The organism is Streptomyces sp. NPDC059092, from assembly GCF_042756365.1.
Taxonomy (GTDB): domain Bacteria; phylum Actinomycetota; class Actinomycetes; order Streptomycetales; family Streptomycetaceae; genus Streptomyces.
Map to the genome: position 1 here is coordinate 1 of NZ_JBHZEJ010000110.1, position 17,160 is coordinate 17,160.

The window sequence follows — 17,160 nt, forward strand, 5'->3', positions numbered from 1 at the left end:
GTGTGTGGGTGTTGTTTTTTTTTATACCACTGGGCCGGCGGGCCCCCCCCCCCCGCCCCCCCCACCTTCTCTCTGCCACCGGTGGCCACCGGTGGCCACCGGTGGAAACCAACTACCGTCGGTTCCGGCCCGGCGGTCAGTCCTGGGACGAATCGCCGTCGTCGCCCTTTTCCCGCTCCTGATCCTGATCCGGTGCGGACGTTCCCGAGGAACCCGAGGGCCCGGAAGGCTCCGAGGGACCCGAAGACTCCGAAGGACCTGAAGTTTCGGCGGGACCTGACGACTCGGCGGGACCTGACGGCTCGGAAGGACCCGAGCCCCTGTCCTTGTCCGTGCCGGCCCCGCCGCGCGGCGGTCGCTGCGGACGGGCCCGGCCACCGGACGCGTCCCGCAGGAATGACGGCCCGTCACCGCCCTCCGTGGCATGGCCGCCCGGCGCCTGGCCGAGGCCGCCGTCCCGGCGCCGCAGATACCGCTCGAACTCCCGGGCGATGGCCTCGCCGGAGGCCTCGGGAAGCTCCGCGGTGTCCCGCGCCTCCTCCAGCGACTGGACGTACTCCGCCACCTCGCTGTCCTCGGCGGCCAGTTGGTCCACGCCGAGTTGCCAGGCGCGGGCGTCCTCGGCGAGTTCGCCCAGCGGGATCCGCAGACCGATCAGGTCCTCCAGGCGGTTGAGCAGCGCCAGCGTCGCCTTCGGGTTGGGCGGCTGCGACACGTAGTGCGGGACGGCGGCCCACAGGCTCACCGCCGGTACACCCGCGTGGGTGCACGCCTCCTGGAGGATGCCGACGATGCCGGTCGGTCCCTCGTACCGCGTCTCCTCCAGATCCATCGTCCTGGCCAGGTCCGCGTCCGAGGTGACCCCACTGACCGGCACCGGCCGGGTGTGCGGGGTGTCGCCGAGCAGTGCGCCCAGGATGACCACCATCTCCACGCCCAGCTCATGGGCGAAGCCCAGCAGCTCGTTGCAGAACGAGCGCCAGCGCATGGACGGCTCGATGCCGCGGACCAGTACCAGGTCACGGGGCTTCTCGCCGCCGACACGCACCACGGAGAGCCGGGTGGTCGGCCAGGTGATCTTGCGCAGGCCGCCCTCCAGGAAGACCGTGGGCCGGTTGACCTGGAAGTCGTAGTAGTCCTCGGCGTCGAGCGCCGCGAACACCTCGCCCTTCCACTCCCGGTCCAGATGACCCACCGCTGTGGAGGCGGCGTCGCCCGCGTCGTTCCAGCCCTCGAACGCGGCCACCATGACCGGGTCGATCAGCTCGGGAACCCCCTCGAGCTCGATCACCCAGTGCCTCCTTCCGAAGTTGTCACTTGTACGCACCAACCTTACGGCTTCACGGGTGCCCGCCCGCAGCCCTGTGCACGCTCCGCGCACGGCGGGGCGAACCTGGGGTCCTGCGTCCGGCTCGTGCCGGACGGGGCAGGAAAGCCCCGTCCGCGCCGTCGCGCCGTGCCGAGAGCGTATCCATTTCCCTCTCGATTCATCCGAGCTGTGGCCGTGAATTGACGCGGGGCTCTGGACGTGCGGGCCACAATGGCGCTATACATCGGATGACTGAAGAGATCCGATGTTCTTGTCAAAGGGGCGTGCATGAGTCAGACCGTCACGGGGTTCGAGGTACACGACATCCGGTTCCCCACCTCGGAACAGCTCGACGGGTCCGATGCCATGAACCCCGACCCCGACTACTCGGCCGCCTACGTGGTGCTGCGTACCCAGGACGGCACCGAGGGACACGGCTTCTGCTTCACCATCGGGCGCGGCAACGACGTCACCGCCGCCGCCATCGAGGCGCTGCGGCCCTATCTCACCGGCAGACCGGCGCCGCTCACCGCGGCGGATCTCGCCGCCCTCTACTTCGAGCTGACCCACGACTCCCAACTGCGCTGGCTCGGCCCCGAAAAGGGCGTCATGCACATGGCCGCGGGCGCCGTCGTCAACGCCGCCTGGGACCTGGCCGCCAAGAGCGCGAACCTGCCCGTCTGGGAGTTCCTGGCCGCGATGACCCCCGAGGAACTGGTCTCGCTCGTCGATTTCCGCTACCTCACCGACGTCCTCACCCCGGACGACGCGCTGGCCATGCTGCGCGCCGCGGAGCCCGGCCGCGCCGAGCGGGCCGCCCTGCTGCGCGCCGAGGGGTACCCCGCGTACACCACCTCCCCCGGCTGGCTCGGCTACTCCGACAGCAAGCTGGTCACCCTCGCGGAACAGGCCGTCGCCGACGGGTTCGAGCAGATCAAGCTCAAGGTCGGCGGCGATCTGGCCGACGACGTCCGGCGCATGAAGCTGGCCCGCGCGGCCGTCGGCCCCGCCATCCGGATCGCCGTCGACGCCAACCAGCGCTGGGACGTGCCCGAGGCGCTGCGCTGGATGTCCGCGCTCGCCCCTTACGACCCGCACTGGATCGAGGAGCCCACCAGCCCCGACGACATCCTCGGCCACGCCGCCGTACGGGCGGGCCAGCCGGTCAAGGTGGCCACCGGCGAACACGTCGCCAACCGGGTCGTCTTCAAACAGCTCCTCCAGGCGGGCGCCGTCGACTACGTACAGATCGACGCGGCCCGCGTCGCCGGTGTCAACGAGAACCTCGCGATCCTGCTGCTCGCCGCCAAGTACGGCGTCCCCGTCTGCCCGCACGCCGGCGGCGTCGGCCTCTGCGAACTCGTCCAGCACCTCGCGATGTTCGACTACGTGGCCGTCTCCGGCACTCAGGAGGGCCGGGTCATCGAGTACGTCGACCACCTCCACGAACACTTCGCCGACCCCGTGGTGATCGTCCGGGGACGGTACGCCGCCCCCGGCACGCCGGGCTTCTCCGCCCGGATGCTCCCCGAGTCGATCGCCGCGCACCGCTACCCGGAAGGGCCCGTCTGGCAGGCCCGCCGTACCACCGAGGAGGTCACCTCATGACGGCCGCACGCGACTTCGACGGGCTCTGCGCCCTGGTCACCGGGGGTGCTTCGGGCATCGGCGCGGCCATCGCGACCCTGCTCCTGGAGCGCGGCGCCCGGGTCGCCGTACTGGACCGCGAGACGGCGGGCGCGCCCGCCGGGACCCTGCCCCTGACGGCCGACGTCACCGACGACGCGGCCGTGAAGGCGGCGGTCGACGCGGCGGCGGCGGAGTTCGGCGCCCTGCACACCCTCGTCTCCAACGCGGGCATCGGCGCCGTCGGCACCGTCGAGGACAACCCCGACGACGAATGGCGCCGCGTCCTCGACGTCAACGTCCTCGGGATGGTCCGTACGGCCCGGCACGCCCTGCCCCATCTGCGCCGTGCGGCCCCCGGCCGGCCCGGCGCGGTCTCCATCACCCACACCTGCTCCATCGCCGCCACGGCGGGGCTGCCCCAGCGCGCCCTGTACTCGGCGAGCAAGGGCGCCATCCTCTCGCTGACCCTGGCGATGGCCGCCGACCACGTACGGGAGGGCATCCGCGTCAACTGCGTCAACCCCGGTACCGCCGACACGCCCTGGGTCGGCCGGCTGCTCGACCAGGCCCAGGACCCCGCGGCCGAACGCGCCGCCCTCGAAGCCCGCCAGCCCACGGGACGGCTGGTCGGCGCCGACGAGGTCGCCGCGGCGGTCGCCTATCTCGCGGGACCGGCCGCGGCGGCCGTCACCGGAACGGCGCTCGCGGTCGACGGAGGAATGCAGGGACTCCGTCTGCGCCCCGCCCCCTGAGTTCAGCGCACCCCGCACGCACTTCGAGCGACAAGGACGGGACTTTCCATGCCGGGACACACCGTGGGGCGCTCCCCACGCCGCAGACCGCGTACGGCCACCACCTCGGCCTGCGCCTTATTACTGGTCGCGGTGGCGGCCCTGGCGGGCTGCAACCGCGATCAGGAGGGCGGAAAGGGGGGCGGCGGCACGGTCGGCATCGATCTGCCGCGCAACGACAGCGACTTCTGGAACTCGTACCAGCAGTACATCGAGAAGGGCGTCAAGGCCGGTGAGGTCCGCGCGCTCCCGCTGACCAACTCGCAGAACGACATCGGAAAGCTCGTCTCCAACGTCCAGGTCTTCACCGACCAGGGCGCCAAGGCCGTCGTCATGGCCCCGCAGGACACCGGCGCGATCGCCGAGACGCTGCGGACGCTCGCCGGGAAGAAGATCCCCGTCATCAGCGTGGACACCCGCCCCGATCAAGGCGACGTGTACATGGTCGTACGGGCCGACAACCGCGCGTACGGCGAGCAGGCCTGCCGGTTCCTGGGCGAGCGGCTGAAGGGCAAGGGCAAGGTCGCCGAGTTCCAGGGCGACCTCGCCTCGATCAACGGCCGGGACCGCTCCGAGGCGTTCAAGAGCTGCATGGCCGAGAAGTTCCCGGGGATCCGGGTCTTCGAGCTGGCCACCGACTGGAAGGGCGATGTCGCCTCCGCCAAGCTCCAGTCCACCCTCGCCGCCCACCCCGACCTCGGCGGTATCTACCTGCAGGCGGGCGGCGTCTTCCTCCAGCCCACCCTGGCGCTGCTCGAACAGAAGAAGCTGCTCAAGGCGCCGGACGCACCCGGACACATCGCGATCGTCTCCAACGACGGCATCCCCGAGGAGTTGGACGCCATCCGGGCCGGGAAGATCGACGCCACGGTCTCGCAGCCGGCCGACCTGTACGCGTCCTACGCGCTGTACTGGGCGAAACAGGCGCTGGCGGGCAAGAAACCCCAGGCAGGCCCGACCGACCACGACTCCACGGTGATCAAGATCCCGGGCGGCTTCGAGGACCAGCTCCCCGCGCCGCTGGTGACCAAGGAGAACGTGGACGATCCGAAGCTGTGGGCCAATCAGCTCGACGCGGGGGAGTAGCCGTGGCACCGCGGAGCGCACCCCTTGAGGCCACCCCGACCGGGGCGGCGCCGCCCGCCGTACGGGCCGAGGGCATCGTCAAACGCTTCGGGCCCACCGTCGCGCTCGACGGGGTCGGCATCACGGTCGGCCCCGGCGAGTCGCACGCCCTGGTCGGCCGCAACGGCGCGGGCAAGTCCACCCTGGTCGGCGTCCTCACCGGGGCGCACCGGGCCGACGCGGGCGAGGTGCGCTTCGGCGGCGCGCCCGCGCCCGCGGCCGGGGACACCGCCGCCTGGCGGACCCGGGTCGCCTGCGTCTACCAGCGACCGATGATCGTGCCCGATCTGACCGTCACCGAGAACCTTTTCCTCAACCACTACGGCCTCGGCTCCAGGACCGGCGCCGGAGCAGGTGGACGCCGCCTCATCGACTGGCGCGGGCTGCGCCGCCGCGCGCGGGACCTGCTCGCGGAGTACGGCGTCGAGGCCGACCCGGACGCCCGCGCCAAGGATCTCCCGGTCGAGCAGCGGCAGTTCGTCGAGATCGCGCGGGCGCTCTCCTTCGGTGCCCGGCTGATCATCCTGGACGAGCCCACCGCGCAGCTCGATGCCCGCGGTATCCAGCGGCTCTTCGTCAAACTCGGCGAACTGCGCGGCCAGGGGGTGGCGTTCCTCTTCATCTCCCACCACCTCCAGGAGGTGTACGACCTGTGCGCCACCGTCACCGTCTTCCGGGACGCGCGCCATGTCCTGACCGCCCCGGTCGCCTCGCTCGCCCGTACGGAACTGGTGGCCGCGATGACGGGGGACGCCGCGCGGACGGCCGCCGCCCGGCCCGCCCGGCGCCCGGACGCACCGGACCCGGCGGGTGAGCCGCCCGTACTGGAGGTCCAAGAGCTCGCCCTCGCCGGGGAGTTCGGGCCGCTGGACTTCTCCGTACACCCCGGCGAGGTGCTCGGCGTCGCGGGCGCCGCGGCCGGCGGCACCACCGCGCTCGGCGAGACCCTGGCCGGGATGCGGGCGCCGACCGCGGGACGGATCGCCGTACACGGCCGTACGGTCCGGCCGGGCAGCGTCCCGGACGCGCTGGACGCGGGCATCGGCTACATCCCCGAGGACCGGCACCGCCAGGGCCTGATCCCCGACCGCAGCGTCGCGGAGAACGCCACGCTCACGGTCACCGGCCGGCTCGGCCCGTGGGGGACCGTACTGCCGGCGCGGACCAGGGAGTTCGCCCAGGCCATGATCGACTCGCTGGACATCAGGACGCGCGGCCCCGGACAGCCGGTCTCCGGCCTGTCGGGCGGCAATCAGCAGAAGGTCGTCGTCGCCCGCGCCCTGGCGCGCGGCCCCGGCGCGCTGATCGCCGTACGGCCCACGGCCGGTGTCGACGTCAAGTCCAAGGACGCGCTGCTCGGCGTGGTGCGCGGGGTGGCCGACGAGGGCCGCGCCGCCATGATCATCTCCGATGAGCTGGACGATCTGCGCGTGTGCGACCGGGTGCTCGCGGTGTTCCACGGACGGGTGGTGGCCTCGTTCGGGAGCGACTGGACCGACCGGGAACTGGTGGCGGCCATGGAAGGCGTGAACGGGACGGACGGCAGCGCGGCCAACGGCACGGAGAACAGCGCGGCCAACGGCAGGGACGACATGGGGGAGCGGCGATGACGGAGACCTTACGGCCGCGGGCGGCGGCCCCCGTCGAGGACACGAGCCCGCTCCACCGGCTCCGGCTGGTCCGGTGGAGCGACTTCTCGCTCGTGCCGGTGATCCTGGTGCTGATGGTGATCGGATTCATCGTCTCGCCGGTCTTCCTCACCTCCGGCAACCTCATCAGCGTCGTCCAGCAGTCCTCGGAGCTGAGCCTGCTGGTGCTCGGCCAGGCGCTGATCCTGATCTGCGGCCGGATGGACCTGTCGCTGGAGTCGACGATCGGGATCGCGCCCGTCCTCGCGATGTGGCTGGTGCTCCCCTCGGAGGGCGGCCGGTTCGGCGGGCTCGACCTGCTGCCCGTCTGGGCGGCCGTGCCGGTCTGTCTGCTGGCCGGGGCGGCCATCGGCGGGATCAACGGCTTCCTCATGCTGAAGCTGCGCGTCAACGGCTTCATCGCCACGCTCGGCATGCTCACCATGTTGCGCGGGCTCCACATCGGGATCACCGAGGGCAAGTCGATCACCGATGTGCCGGAGTCCTTCCGGTACCTCGGCAAGACCGACTGGCTGGGCGCCCCGGCCGCCGTCTGGATCTGTCTGGCGCTCTTCGCGGTGGGCGGCGCGGCGCTGGCCTGGCTGCGCCACGGACGGGCGCTGTACGCGATCGGCGGCAACCCGGAGGCGGCGCGCGCCGCCGGGATCCGGGTGGACCGCGTCACGTGGGTGGTGCTGGCGATCGGCGGGCTGCTGGCGGCGTTCGCCGGCATCCTCTACACCGGCCATTACGGCTCGGTCGCGGCCACCCAGGGCAACGGCTGGATCTTCCAGGTCTTCGCCGCCGCGGTCATCGGAGGCATCAGCCTCCGGGGCGGGCGCGGCACGCTCTTCGGCGCGCTGACGGGGGTGCTCACCCTGCAACTCGTGGTCAACGTGATGACGCTCGGCGGTGTGCCGGCGCTCTGGAACCAGTTCCTGAACGGCGCCATCATCATCGTCGCCCTGGTCATCTCACGTTTCGCGAGCGGCGAGAAGCAGGACTGAACCGCCCTCCGCGGGGGCGGCGTCAGAGTGTCGACCTGAGCCACATCTCCACGCTCGCGATATGGACCGTGGCCCAGGACCTGGCCGCCTCGGCGTCCCGGTCGCGCAGCGCCGAGAGGATCGCCCGGTGTTCGTGGAGCGTACGGCTGACGGCGTCCTCCTGGGTCAGCCCGCGCCAGATCCTGGCCCGGGTGGTGGGCCCGGAGAGCCCGTCCAGCAGCGAGCAGAGCACCGCGTTGCCCGACTGCCGCACGATCCCGTGGTGGAACTCCAGGTCGGCGGCGACCAGTTCCTCCACCGAGGGCTCCGGGCCGAGCGCGTCGAGCTGGGCGTCGAGCGCGTCCAGCTCGTCCTCGGTGATCCGGGTGCTCGCCATCGCGGTGGCGGCCGGTTCGAGTATCCGGCGTACGGCGAGGAACTCCAGCACGGTGTCGTCCCGGTGGAAGTCCACCACGAAGCTGAGCGCCTCCAGCAGGAGCTGGGGGGCCAGGCTCGTCACGTACGTACCGTCGCCCTGCCGTACGTCGAGGATGCGGATGAGCGACAGGGCGCGCACCGCCTCGCGCAGGGAGTTGCGGGAGAGCCCCAGTTCGGCGGCGAGTTCGCTCTCCTTGGGCAGCCGGTCGCCCGGGCGCAGCGCGCCGGAGACGATCATCCCCTTGATCCGCTCGATGGCCTCGTCGGTGACAGCCATGGGCACCCCTCCATACATCCGATGTATCGGCACCCATTATGCGTCCCGAAACACCCGGACGGCGCACGAAAAGGGACGCATCCACGAAGGATGCGCCCCTCTCCCGTCCACGCGTCGCACGTATGTGCTGATGTGTGGCTGTGCCGGCGTACGGTTCAGTCCCGCTTGCCCAGCAGATCCTCCACCCGGGCGCGGATCTCGTCCGTGTCCAGGCCGCGGATGGTCAGCGTGGTACGCCGGCGCAGGACGTCGTCGGCCGTCTGGGCCCACTCGTGGTCCCGGGCGTAGACGACCTGCGCCCAGATCTCCGGCGCGTCCGGGTGGATCCGCTCGGCCAGCTCCGGGTACTCGTTCGCCAGGCGCACGATGTCGAAGGCGAGCGAGCCGTAGTGGGTGGCGAGATGGCGCGCGGTGTCCACGGCCATCGAGGGCCCCGTACCGCCGCCGTCGATCAGCAGCCGGTGCGCGACCGCGTTCGGGTTGGCGATCCCGGGCAGCGGGAGCTTCTTCGGCAGGTGCGAGATCGGCTCCATGCCCTCGCCGAGCGGATGGCCCGGCAGGGTCGCCAGCTTGTGCATCACCGTACGGCCGATGTGGCGGAAGGTCGTCCACTTGCCGCCCGCGACCGACAGCATGCCGCCGCGGCCCTCGGTCACGACCGTCTCGCGCTTGGCCTTGGAGGTGTCGCCGGGACCGCCGGGCAGCACGCGCAGGCCCGCGAAGGAGTACGTGATCAGGTCCCGCGAGAGTTGCTGGTCACGGACGGAGAAGGCCGCCTCGTCCAGGATCTGGTGGATGTCCTTCTCGTTGACCGAGACGTCCTCGGGCTCGCCCTCGTACTCCTCGTCCGTCGTACCGAGCAGCAGCATGTCCTCCCAGGGGAGGGCGAAGGTGATGCGGTACTTGTCGATGGGGGTCGCCAGCGCGGCCTTCCAGGGGGAGCTGCGCTTGAGGACGAGGTGCGCTCCCTTCGAGAGCCGGATGGAGGGCGCCGCGTCCGGGTTCTCCATCCGGCGGAGGTGGTCGACCCAGGGGCCGGTCGCGTTGAGGACCAGGCGGGCGTCGAGGCCGAACTCCGTACCGTCGATCCGGTCGCGCAGCTCGGCACCGGTGACCCGGCCCTGGGTGAAGCGCAGCCCGGTGACCGTGGCGTGGTTGAGGACGGTGGCGCCGGAGTCGACCGCGGCGCGGACGGTCATCAGCGCCATCCGCGCGTCGTTCATCTGGTCGTCGCCGTAGACGGCCACGGCCTTGAGGCCGTCCGTACGCAGCTCGGGCACGGCCTGGCGGGCCTTGGCCGGGCTGATCACATGGCCGACGCCGTCGCCGAACGCGGAGAGCGCGGAGTAGGCGAAGACGCCGGCGCCGAGCTTGGCCGCGCCGTGCGGGCCGCCCTTGTAGACGGGCAGGTAGAAGGTGAGCGGGTTGGCCAGGTGCGGGGCCACCTGCCGGGAGACCGCCCGCCGCTCGAAGTGGTTCTCGGCGACGAGCTTCACCGCGCCGGTCTGGAGGTAGCGCAGACCGCCGTGGAGGAGCTTGGAGGAGGCGGACGAGGTGGCGCCGGCGAAGTCGCCGCCGTCCACCAGGGCCACCCGCAGTCCCGACTGGGAGGCGTGCCAGGCGGTGGAGATGCCCAGAATGCCGCCGCCTATCACCAGGAGGTCGTACGTCGCGTTGGACAGTTGTTCCCGGGTCTCGGCACGGCTCGGCAGGGAACCGCCGGCCGGGTGCGTCCCCAGTGCGGGGACGCTGTGCGGGGTGCTCATGCGTAACTCCTCTTCAGCTCGTCCCGGCTCTCCCGCCGGTGGCTGTTGCTCGGTTCAGCTTGCGTCGTCCACGTCGAGCCAGCCCTTGGTCCGCTCGACGGCCTTGAGCCAGCTCTTGTACTCGCGGTCACGGGTGGCCGCGTCCATCCGGGGCGTCCACTCGGCGGCCCGGCGCCAGTTGGCGCGCAGCGCGTCGGTGTCCGGCCAGAAGCCCACGGCCAGTCCTGCGGCGTAGGCGGCGCCGAGGCAGGTGGTCTCGGCGACCATCGGGCGCACCACGGGTGCGTCCAGGACGTCGGAGAGCGTCTGCATCAGCAGGTTGTTGGAGGTCATGCCGCCGTCGACCTTGAGTGAGGTCAGCTCGACGCCGGAGTCCTTGGTCATGGCGTCGCTGATCTCCCGGGTCTGCCAGGCCGTGGCCTCCAGCACCGCGCGGGCGATGTGCGCCTTGGTGACGTAGCCGGTCAGACCGGCGATGACACCGCGGGCGTCGGGGCGCCAGTGCGGGGCGAAGAGCCCGGAGAAGGCGGGCACGAAGTACGCGCCGCCGTTGTCCTCGACCGAGGACGCCAGGGTCTCGATCTCGGCCGCGGATTTGATCAGGCCCATCTGGTCGCGCATCCACTGCACCAGCGAGCCGGTGACGGCGATGGAGCCCTCCAGGGCGTACACCGCGGGCTCGTCGCCGATCCGGTAGCCGACCGTGGTCAGCAGTCCGTTGTACGAGTTGACGGGCTTGTCGGCGGTGTTCATCAGCATGAAGGTGCCGGTGCCGTACGTCGACTTGGCCTCGCCCTCGGCGAAACAGGTCTGGCCGAAGAGGGCCGCCTGCTGGTCGCCGAGCGCGGAGGCGACCGGGATGCCGTCGAGGACGCCGCCCTTGGCGTTGCCGTACACCTCGGCGGAGGAGCGGATCTCCGGCAGGATCGCGGCCGGGACCTTCATCGAGTCCAGGATCTTGGGGTCCCACCGGAGGTTGTGCAGGTTCATCAGCATCGTGCGGGAGGCGTTGGTGACGTCGGTGACGTGCACACCGCCGTCGGTGCCGCCGGTCAGATTCCAGATGACCCAGGAGTCCATGGTGCCGAAGAGGATGTCGCCGCGCTCGGCGCGCTCGCGCAGTCCCTCGACGTTGTCCAGCAGCCAGCGCGCCTTCGGTCCGGCGAAGTAGCTGGCCAGCGGCAGCCCGGTCTCGCGGCGGAAGCGGTCCTGGCCGACGTTGCGGCCCAGCTCGCGACAGAGCGCGTCGGTGCGGGTGTCCTGCCAGACGATGGCGTTGTGGACGGGCTCACCGGTGTTCTTGTCCCACAGCAGTGTGGTCTCGCGCTGGTTGGTGATGCCGATGGCCTTGACGTCGGCGGAGGTGATCCCGGCCTTCTCGACGGCGCGGGCCACGACCTCCTGGACGTTGGTCCAGATCTCGACGGCGTTGTGCTCCACCCAGCCCGGCTTCGGGAAGATCTGCTCGTGTTCCTTCTGGTCCACGGCGACGATCCGGCCGTCCCGGTCGAAGACGATGCAGCGGCTGGACGTGGTGCCCTGGTCGATGGCCGCGATGAACGGGCCTGTGCCGTGGGAGGAGGTGGTGTTCGTGTCGCTCACGGGGTGCTCCTGCTCGGTTCGGGGAAAGGTGGCTTACGCGAGGGCCAAGTTGTAGTACCCGCCGGCCAGCGCGGCGCCGATCAGCGGGGCGACGACCGGTATCCAGGCGTAGCTCCAGTCCGAGCCGCCCTTGTTGGGCAGGGGCAGGAGCGCGTGCACGATACGGGGACCGAGGTCACGGGCAGGGTTGATGGCGTACCCCGTCGGGCCGCCGAGCGAGAGACCGATGGCGACCACGACGAACGAGGTGATCAGCACACCGAGCGTGCCGAGCCCGTTGCCCGAGTCGTTGAGGCCCTGGGTGAGCACCGCGATGACCAGCACAAAGGTGGCGATGATCTCCGTCAGCACGTTCTGCGCGACGTTGCGGACCTCGGGGCCCGTGGAGAAGACGCCGAGCGCGGGTCCGGCCTTGGGGGCCGCCTTCTGGTCGACGAGCCCTTCGACCGAGGGCTGTGCCGCGAGGATCTCCGGATCGGTGAGATGGGCCTTGAACTGGCCCAGGTACGTCACCCAGACGAGGAAGGCGCCGATCATCGCGCCCAGCATCTGGGAGCCGATGTAGAGCGGCACGTCGCCCCACTTGACGCCGCCCTCGACCGCGAGGCCGACGGTGAGCGCCGGGTTGAGCACGGCTCCGGAGATCGGTGCGGAGAGATACGCGCCGACCATGACGGCGAAGCCCCAGCCGAAGCTGATGGCGACCCATCCCGCGTTCCGCGCCTTGGAGCGCTTGAGGGTGACTGCGGCGACCACGCCGCCACCGAGCAGGACCAACAGGGCGGTACCTGTGGTCTCGCCTATGAAGATGTCGTAGTTGGACACCCGAGACTCCTTCGTCCAGGGGGAGGCGGACCTCCGGTTCGCACCGGCGGTCCGCGCCATCAGATGAGGGCGTTACCCGACGGTCGCGCTGTCACACACTAACTCGTATTACCGGTAAGTGTTCGACAATGCCGACCGTCGAACGGCAGTTTTCTCCTTAGGGCAACGCGCCGTCAAGGGTGCTGTGGCCGAAACCTCGCTCTAAGCCGATGATCGGGCATCCCGCTCAGAACCGCCCGGCGCCGATGTCCCGGGAAACGGCCCGCGCGCACTCGCGCACGGCCGCCACCAGCTCGGACCGCACTTCTCCCGCGGGGCAGATCCGTTCCACCGCGCCGGTGATCGCGATCGCCCCGACCGGCATCCGCCGCCGGTCGTGGATGGGGGCCGCCACCGCCGCCACGCCCTCCCAGGTCTCCTCGACGTCGGCGGCCCAGCCGCGCGCCCTGGTCAGATCGAGCACCGCCTCGAACTCCGCCAAACCGGTGATCGTCCGGGGAGTGAAGGCCGTCCGCTCGTTCTCGACGGCCTCGCTGTGGGCCACCGGGTCGTACGCCGAGATCACCTTGCCCAGCGCGGTGGAGTGCATCGGCTGCATCGCCCCCACCTCCAGGACCTGCCGGCTGTCGTCGGGGCGGAAGACGTGGTGGACGATGAGTACGCCCTGCTGATGGACGACCCCGAGATGGACGCTCTCGCCGCTGGAGCGGGCCAGGTCGTCCGTCCAGACCAGGGCGCGGGCCCGCAGCTCGTGCACGTCCAGATAGCTGTTCCCCAGCCGCAGCAGCTCGGCGCCGAGCTGGTAGCGGCCCGACGCGGCGTCCTGCTCGACGAACCCCTCCGCCTGCAGCGTGCGCAGAATCCCGTGCGCCGTCCCCTTGGCCAGCCCCACGGAGGAGGCGATGTCGGACAGGCCGAGCCGCCGCTCGCCGCCCGCGAGCAGTCTCAGCATCGCCGCCGCCCGTTCCAGCGACTGGATGTTCTTCGCCATCGGACCCGGACCTCCACTACGTTCGACAATGCTGAACACTATCGGTCGATGCCGACCTTCTCTCTCCGTGGAGAGGATCTGTCAAGACCCCGGCGTGCCGGATCTCGCAGAGGACAGGATGCCGTCCGCCCGGTGGGACGCCGCACCGTGACGAGGCACACCCGGCTACGCTGGCCGGGTGTGCCTGCCATCAGCACACGCAGAAGCCGACAGCCGTCGCAGCCCCGGGAGTACTTTCATGGCCTCGTCGCCGACCCCCACCACCGACAGCCGCACCCGCATCGACGCCCTCCGAGAGGCGCTCGCCACCCGCGTGGTGGTGGCCGACGGTGCGATGGGCACGATGCTCCAGGCGCAGGATCCGACCCTGGAGGACTTCCAGGATCTGGAAGGCTGCAACGAGATCCTCAACGTGACACGCCCGGACATCGTCCGTTCCGTGCACCAGGAGTACTTCGCGGTCGGCGTCGACTGCGTGGAGACCAACACCTTCGGCGCCAACCACTCGGCGGCGAACGAGTACGACATCGCCCACCGGATCGTGGAGCTGTCCGAGTCCGGCGCCCGCATCGCCCGCGAGGTCGCCGACGAGTTCACCGCGGAGGACGGCCGCCAGCGCTGGGTGCTCGGCTCGGTGGGCCCCGGCACCAAGCTGCCCTCGCTCGGCCACATCGAGTACGGCGTCCTGCGCGACGGCTACCAGAAGAACGCCGAGGGCCTTCTCGCGGGCGGCGCCGACGCCCTGATCGTGGAGACCACCCAGGACCTCCTCCAGACGAAGTCGAGCCTCATCGGCGCCCGGCGCGCGATGGACGCCCTGGGCGTGAACGTGCCGCTGATCTGTTCGCTCGCCTTCGAGACGACCGGCGTCATGCTGCTCGGCTCCGAGATCGGCGCGGCGCTCACCGCCCTGGAACCGCTCGGCATCGACCTCATCGGCCTGAACTGCTCCACCGGCCCGGCCGAGATGAGCGAGCACCTGCGCTACCTGGCCCGCCACTCGCGTACGCCGCTGATGTGCATGCCGAACGCGGGTCTGCCCGTACTGACCAAGGACGGCGCCCACTTCCCGCTCGGCCCCGAGGGCCTGGCGGACGCGCAGGAAGCATTCGTCGAGGACTACGGGCTGTCCCTGATCGGCGGCTGCTGCGGGACGACGCCCGAGCACCTGCGGCAGGTCGTCGAGCGGGCCCGCGGCCTCACCCCCGCCGTCCGCGAGCCGCGCCCCGAGCCGGGCGCCGCCTCGCTCTACCAGACCGTGCCCTTCCGCCAGGACACCTCGTACCTCGCCATCGGCGAGCGGACGAACGCCAACGGGTCGAAGAAGTTCCGCGAGGCCATGCTGGAAGGCCGCTGGGACGACTGTGTGGAGATGGCCCGCGGCCAGATCCGCGAGGGTGCCCACCTGCTGGACCTCTGCGTCGACTACGTCGGCCGGGACGGCGTCGCCGACATGGCCGAGCTGGCCGGCCGGTTCGCCACCGCCTCCACCCTGCCGATCGTGCTGGACTCCACCGAGCTGCCCGTGCTCCGGGCCGGCCTGGAGAAGCTCGGCGGGCGTGCCGTCCTGAACTCGGTCAACTACGAGGACGGCGACGGCCCCGAGTCGCGCTTCGCCAAGGTCACCGAGCTGGCGGTCGAGCACGGTGCCGCGCTGATCGCCCTCACCATCGACGAGGAGGGCCAGGCCCGTACCGTCGAGCACAAGGTCGCCATCGCCGAGCGCCTGATCACCGACCTCACCACCAACTGGGGCGTGCACGAGTCGGACATCCTCATCGACTGCCTCACCTTCACCATCTGCACCGGGCAGGAGGAGTCGCGGGGCGACGGCGTCGCCACCATCGAGGCCATCCGCGAGCTGAAGCGCCGTCACCCCGACGTCCAGACCACCCTGGGCCTGTCGAACATCTCCTTCGGGCTCAACCCGGCGGCCCGTATCGTGCTCAACTCCGTCTTCCTGGACGAGTGCGTCAAGGCCGGCCTGGATTCCGCGATCGTCCACGCCTCGAAGATCCTGCCCATCGCCCGGCTGGACGAGGAGCAGGTCAAGGTCGCCCACGACCTGATCCACGACCGCCGCTCCGAGGGGTACGACCCGCTCCAGCGGCTCATGGAGCTGTTCGAGGGCGTCAACACCAAGTCGATGAAGGACGGCCGCGCCGAGGAACTCCTCGCCCTGCCGCTGGAGGAGCGCCTCCAGCGCCGCATCGTCGACGGCGAGAAGAAGGGCCTGGAGGCCGACCTCGACGCGGCGCTGGAGACCCGGCCCGCTCTCGACATCGTCAACGACACGCTGCTGGAAGGCATGAAGGTCGTCGGCGAGCTGTTCGGCTCCGGCCAGATGCAGTTGCCGTTCGTCCTCCAGTCCGCCGAGGTCATGAAGACGGCGGTGGCGCATCTGGAGCCCCACATGGAGAAGTCCGACGCGGAGGGGAAGGGCACCATCGTGCTCGCCACCGTCCGCGGCGACGTCCACGACATCGGCAAGAACCTCGTCGACATCATCCTCTCCAACAACGGCTACAACGTGGTCAACCTGGGCATCAAGCAGCCCGTCGCCGCGATCCTCGACGCCGCCGAGGAGCACCGGGCCGATGTCATCGGCATGTCCGGGCTGCTCGTGAAGTCGACCGTGATCATGAAGGAGAACCTGGAGGAGCTGAACCAGCGCAGCATGGCCGCCGACTACCCGGTCATCCTGGGCGGCGCGGCGCTCACCCGGGCCTATGTCGAGCAGGACCTGCACGAGATCTACCAGGGCGAGGTCCGCTACGCGCGCGACGCCTTCGAGGGCCTGCGGCTGATGGACGCGCTGATCGCGGTCAAGCGCGGGGTCCCCGGCGCGACGCTCCCCGACCTGAAGCAGCGCCGCGTCAAGGCGACCACGAACGCCGTGGTCGAGGAGCGCCCCGTGGAGGGCGCGGCCCGCTCCGACGTCTCCGTCGACAACCCCGTGCCCACCCCGCCGTTCTGGGGCACCCGCGTCGTCAAGGGCATCCAGCTCAAGGAGTACGCCTCCTGGCTGGACGAGGGCGCGCTCTTCAAGGGGCAGTGGGGGCTGAAGGAGTCCCGCAAGGGCGGCCCCAGCTACGAGGAACTGGTCGAGAGCGAGGGCCGGCCCCATCTGCGCGGCTGGCTGGACCAGTTGCAGACCCGCAACCTGCTGGAGGCGGCCGTCGTGTACGGCTACTTCCCCTGCGTCTCCAAGGGCGACGACCTCATCCTGCTCGGTGAGGACGGCTCCGAGCGCACCCGCTTCACCTTCCCGCGCCAGCGCCGCGGCCGGCGCCTCTGCCTGGCGGACTTCTTCCGCCCGGAGGAGTCCGGCGAGACGGACGTGGTCGGCCTCCAGGTCGTCACCGTCGGCTCGAAGATCGGCGGGGCGACCGCGGAGCTGTTCGAGGCCAACTCCTACCGCGACTACCTCGAACTGCACGGGCTCTCCGTCCAGCTCGCCGAGGCCCTCGCCGAGTACTGGCACGCCAGGGTCCGCTCCGAGCTGGGCTTCGCCGGCGAGGACCCCGCCGAAGTCGAAGACATGTTCGCCCTGAAGTACCGGGGCGCGCGTTTCTCGCTCGGTTACGGCGCCTGCCCCGACCTGGAGGACCGCGCGAAGATCGCGGAGCTGCTGGAGCCCGAGCGGATCGGCGTACAGCTCTCGGAGGAGTTCCAGCTCCACCCCGAGCAGTCCACCGACGCCATCGTCATCCACCACCCCGAGGCGAAGTACTTCAACGCGCGCTGAGCCGCGCGGACGCGTAGCGCGCCGCCCGGTTTCCCCCGCCCGCCC

The 17,160-nt window shown here is 70.8% G+C and carries 12 protein-coding genes; 6 read left to right on the forward strand and 6 right to left on the reverse strand.

Going from position 1 to position 17,160, the window contains the following annotated elements; translation table 11 throughout:
* Nucleotides 1-136: 136 nt before the first annotated feature.
* Entirely contained in the window at nucleotides 137-1,291 is a 1,155-nt protein-coding gene (locus tag ACFXPL_RS35620) for a PAC2 family protein (protein ID WP_384927315.1), read from the reverse strand.
* 306 nt (nucleotides 1,292-1,597) lie between these two features.
* On the opposite strand from ACFXPL_RS35620, the gene ACFXPL_RS35625 reads away from it, so the two are divergent.
* The 5 genes from ACFXPL_RS35625 to ACFXPL_RS35645 are packed head-to-tail and all read left to right on the forward strand — an operon-like array spanning nucleotide 1,598 to nucleotide 7,489.
* Complete coding sequence (locus tag ACFXPL_RS35625; RefSeq protein WP_384927316.1) at nucleotides 1,598-2,917, forward strand: enolase C-terminal domain-like protein; 1,320 nt, start codon at nucleotides 1,598-1,600, stop codon at nucleotides 2,915-2,917.
* Entirely contained in the window at nucleotides 2,914-3,690 is a 777-nt protein-coding gene (locus tag ACFXPL_RS35630) for an SDR family NAD(P)-dependent oxidoreductase (protein WP_384927317.1), read from the forward strand. The genes ACFXPL_RS35625 and ACFXPL_RS35630 overlap by 4 nt, the downstream gene beginning before the upstream one ends.
* A gap of 48 nt (nucleotides 3,691-3,738) precedes the next feature.
* On the forward strand, nucleotides 3,739-4,815 hold the full coding sequence (locus tag ACFXPL_RS35635) for a sugar ABC transporter substrate-binding protein (RefSeq protein WP_384927318.1): 1,077 nt from the start codon (nucleotides 3,739-3,741) through the stop codon (nucleotides 4,813-4,815).
* A 2-nt stretch (nucleotides 4,816-4,817) separates the two neighbouring features.
* Nucleotides 4,818-6,464, forward strand: coding sequence for a sugar ABC transporter ATP-binding protein (locus ACFXPL_RS35640; protein WP_384927319.1), 1,647 nt, complete (start codon nucleotides 4,818-4,820; stop codon nucleotides 6,462-6,464).
* Nucleotides 6,461-7,489 (forward strand): ABC transporter permease, encoded by a 1,029-nt coding sequence (locus ACFXPL_RS35645; protein WP_384927320.1) that lies wholly within the window; start codon nucleotides 6,461-6,463, stop codon nucleotides 7,487-7,489. Before ACFXPL_RS35640 ends, ACFXPL_RS35645 begins: the two co-directional genes overlap by 4 nt.
* 22 nt (nucleotides 7,490-7,511) lie before the next feature.
* On the opposite strand, the gene ACFXPL_RS35650 is transcribed toward ACFXPL_RS35645, so the two are convergent.
* The 5 genes from ACFXPL_RS35650 to ACFXPL_RS35670 form a co-directional block, all read right to left on the reverse strand.
* The gene (locus ACFXPL_RS35650) at nucleotides 7,512-8,183 is read right to left on the reverse strand and encodes a FadR/GntR family transcriptional regulator (protein WP_384927321.1); all 672 of its coding nucleotides are present in this window, start codon (nucleotides 8,181-8,183) and stop codon (nucleotides 7,512-7,514) included.
* A gap of 155 nt (nucleotides 8,184-8,338) precedes the next feature.
* Nucleotides 8,339-9,949: an FAD-dependent oxidoreductase gene (locus tag ACFXPL_RS35655; protein ID WP_384927322.1), complete on the reverse strand. Its 1,611-nt coding sequence runs from the start codon at nucleotides 9,947-9,949 to the stop codon at nucleotides 8,339-8,341.
* 54 nt (nucleotides 9,950-10,003) lie between these two features.
* Nucleotides 10,004-11,551, reverse strand: a complete 1,548-nt coding sequence (gene glpK, locus ACFXPL_RS35660) for a glycerol kinase GlpK (protein WP_384927323.1) — start codon at nucleotides 11,549-11,551, stop codon at nucleotides 10,004-10,006.
* A gap of 33 nt (nucleotides 11,552-11,584) precedes the next feature.
* Nucleotides 11,585-12,376, reverse strand: a complete 792-nt coding sequence (locus ACFXPL_RS35665; RefSeq protein ID WP_384927324.1) for an MIP/aquaporin family protein — start codon at nucleotides 12,374-12,376, stop codon at nucleotides 11,585-11,587.
* Between the two features lie 226 nt (nucleotides 12,377-12,602).
* Nucleotides 12,603-13,367 carry an IclR family transcriptional regulator gene (locus tag ACFXPL_RS35670; RefSeq protein WP_384927325.1) on the reverse strand — a complete coding sequence of 255 codons (765 nt, stop codon included), beginning with the start codon at nucleotides 13,365-13,367 and terminating at the stop codon, nucleotides 12,603-12,605.
* Between the two features lie 238 nt (nucleotides 13,368-13,605).
* On the opposite strand from ACFXPL_RS35670, the gene metH reads away from it, so the two are divergent.
* Nucleotides 13,606-17,115, forward strand: coding sequence for a methionine synthase (gene metH / locus ACFXPL_RS35675; RefSeq protein WP_384927326.1), 3,510 nt, complete (start codon nucleotides 13,606-13,608; stop codon nucleotides 17,113-17,115).
* Nucleotides 17,116-17,160: the final 45 nt, after the last annotated feature.

Coding starts and splice junctions, on each gene's coding strand:
- ACFXPL_RS35625 (WP_384927316.1), top strand. CDS start 1,598: ATGAGTCAGACCGTCACGGGGTTCGAGGTACACGACATCCGGTTCCCC.
- ACFXPL_RS35630 (WP_384927317.1), top strand. CDS start 2,914: ATGACGGCCGCACGCGACTTCGACGGGCTCTGCGCCCTGGTCACCGGG.
- ACFXPL_RS35635 (WP_384927318.1), top strand. CDS start 3,739: ATGCCGGGACACACCGTGGGGCGCTCCCCACGCCGCAGACCGCGTACG.
- ACFXPL_RS35645 (WP_384927320.1), top strand. CDS start 6,461: ATGACGGAGACCTTACGGCCGCGGGCGGCGGCCCCCGTCGAGGACACG.
- ACFXPL_RS35650 (WP_384927321.1), bottom strand. CDS start 8,183: ATGGCTGTCACCGACGAGGCCATCGAGCGGATCAAGGGGATGATCGTC.
- ACFXPL_RS35655 (WP_384927322.1), bottom strand. CDS start 9,949: ATGAGCACCCCGCACAGCGTCCCCGCACTGGGGACGCACCCGGCCGGC.
- ACFXPL_RS35670 (WP_384927325.1), bottom strand. CDS start 13,367: ATGGCGAAGAACATCCAGTCGCTGGAACGGGCGGCGGCGATGCTGAGA.
- metH (WP_384927326.1), top strand. CDS start 13,606: ATGGCCTCGTCGCCGACCCCCACCACCGACAGCCGCACCCGCATCGAC.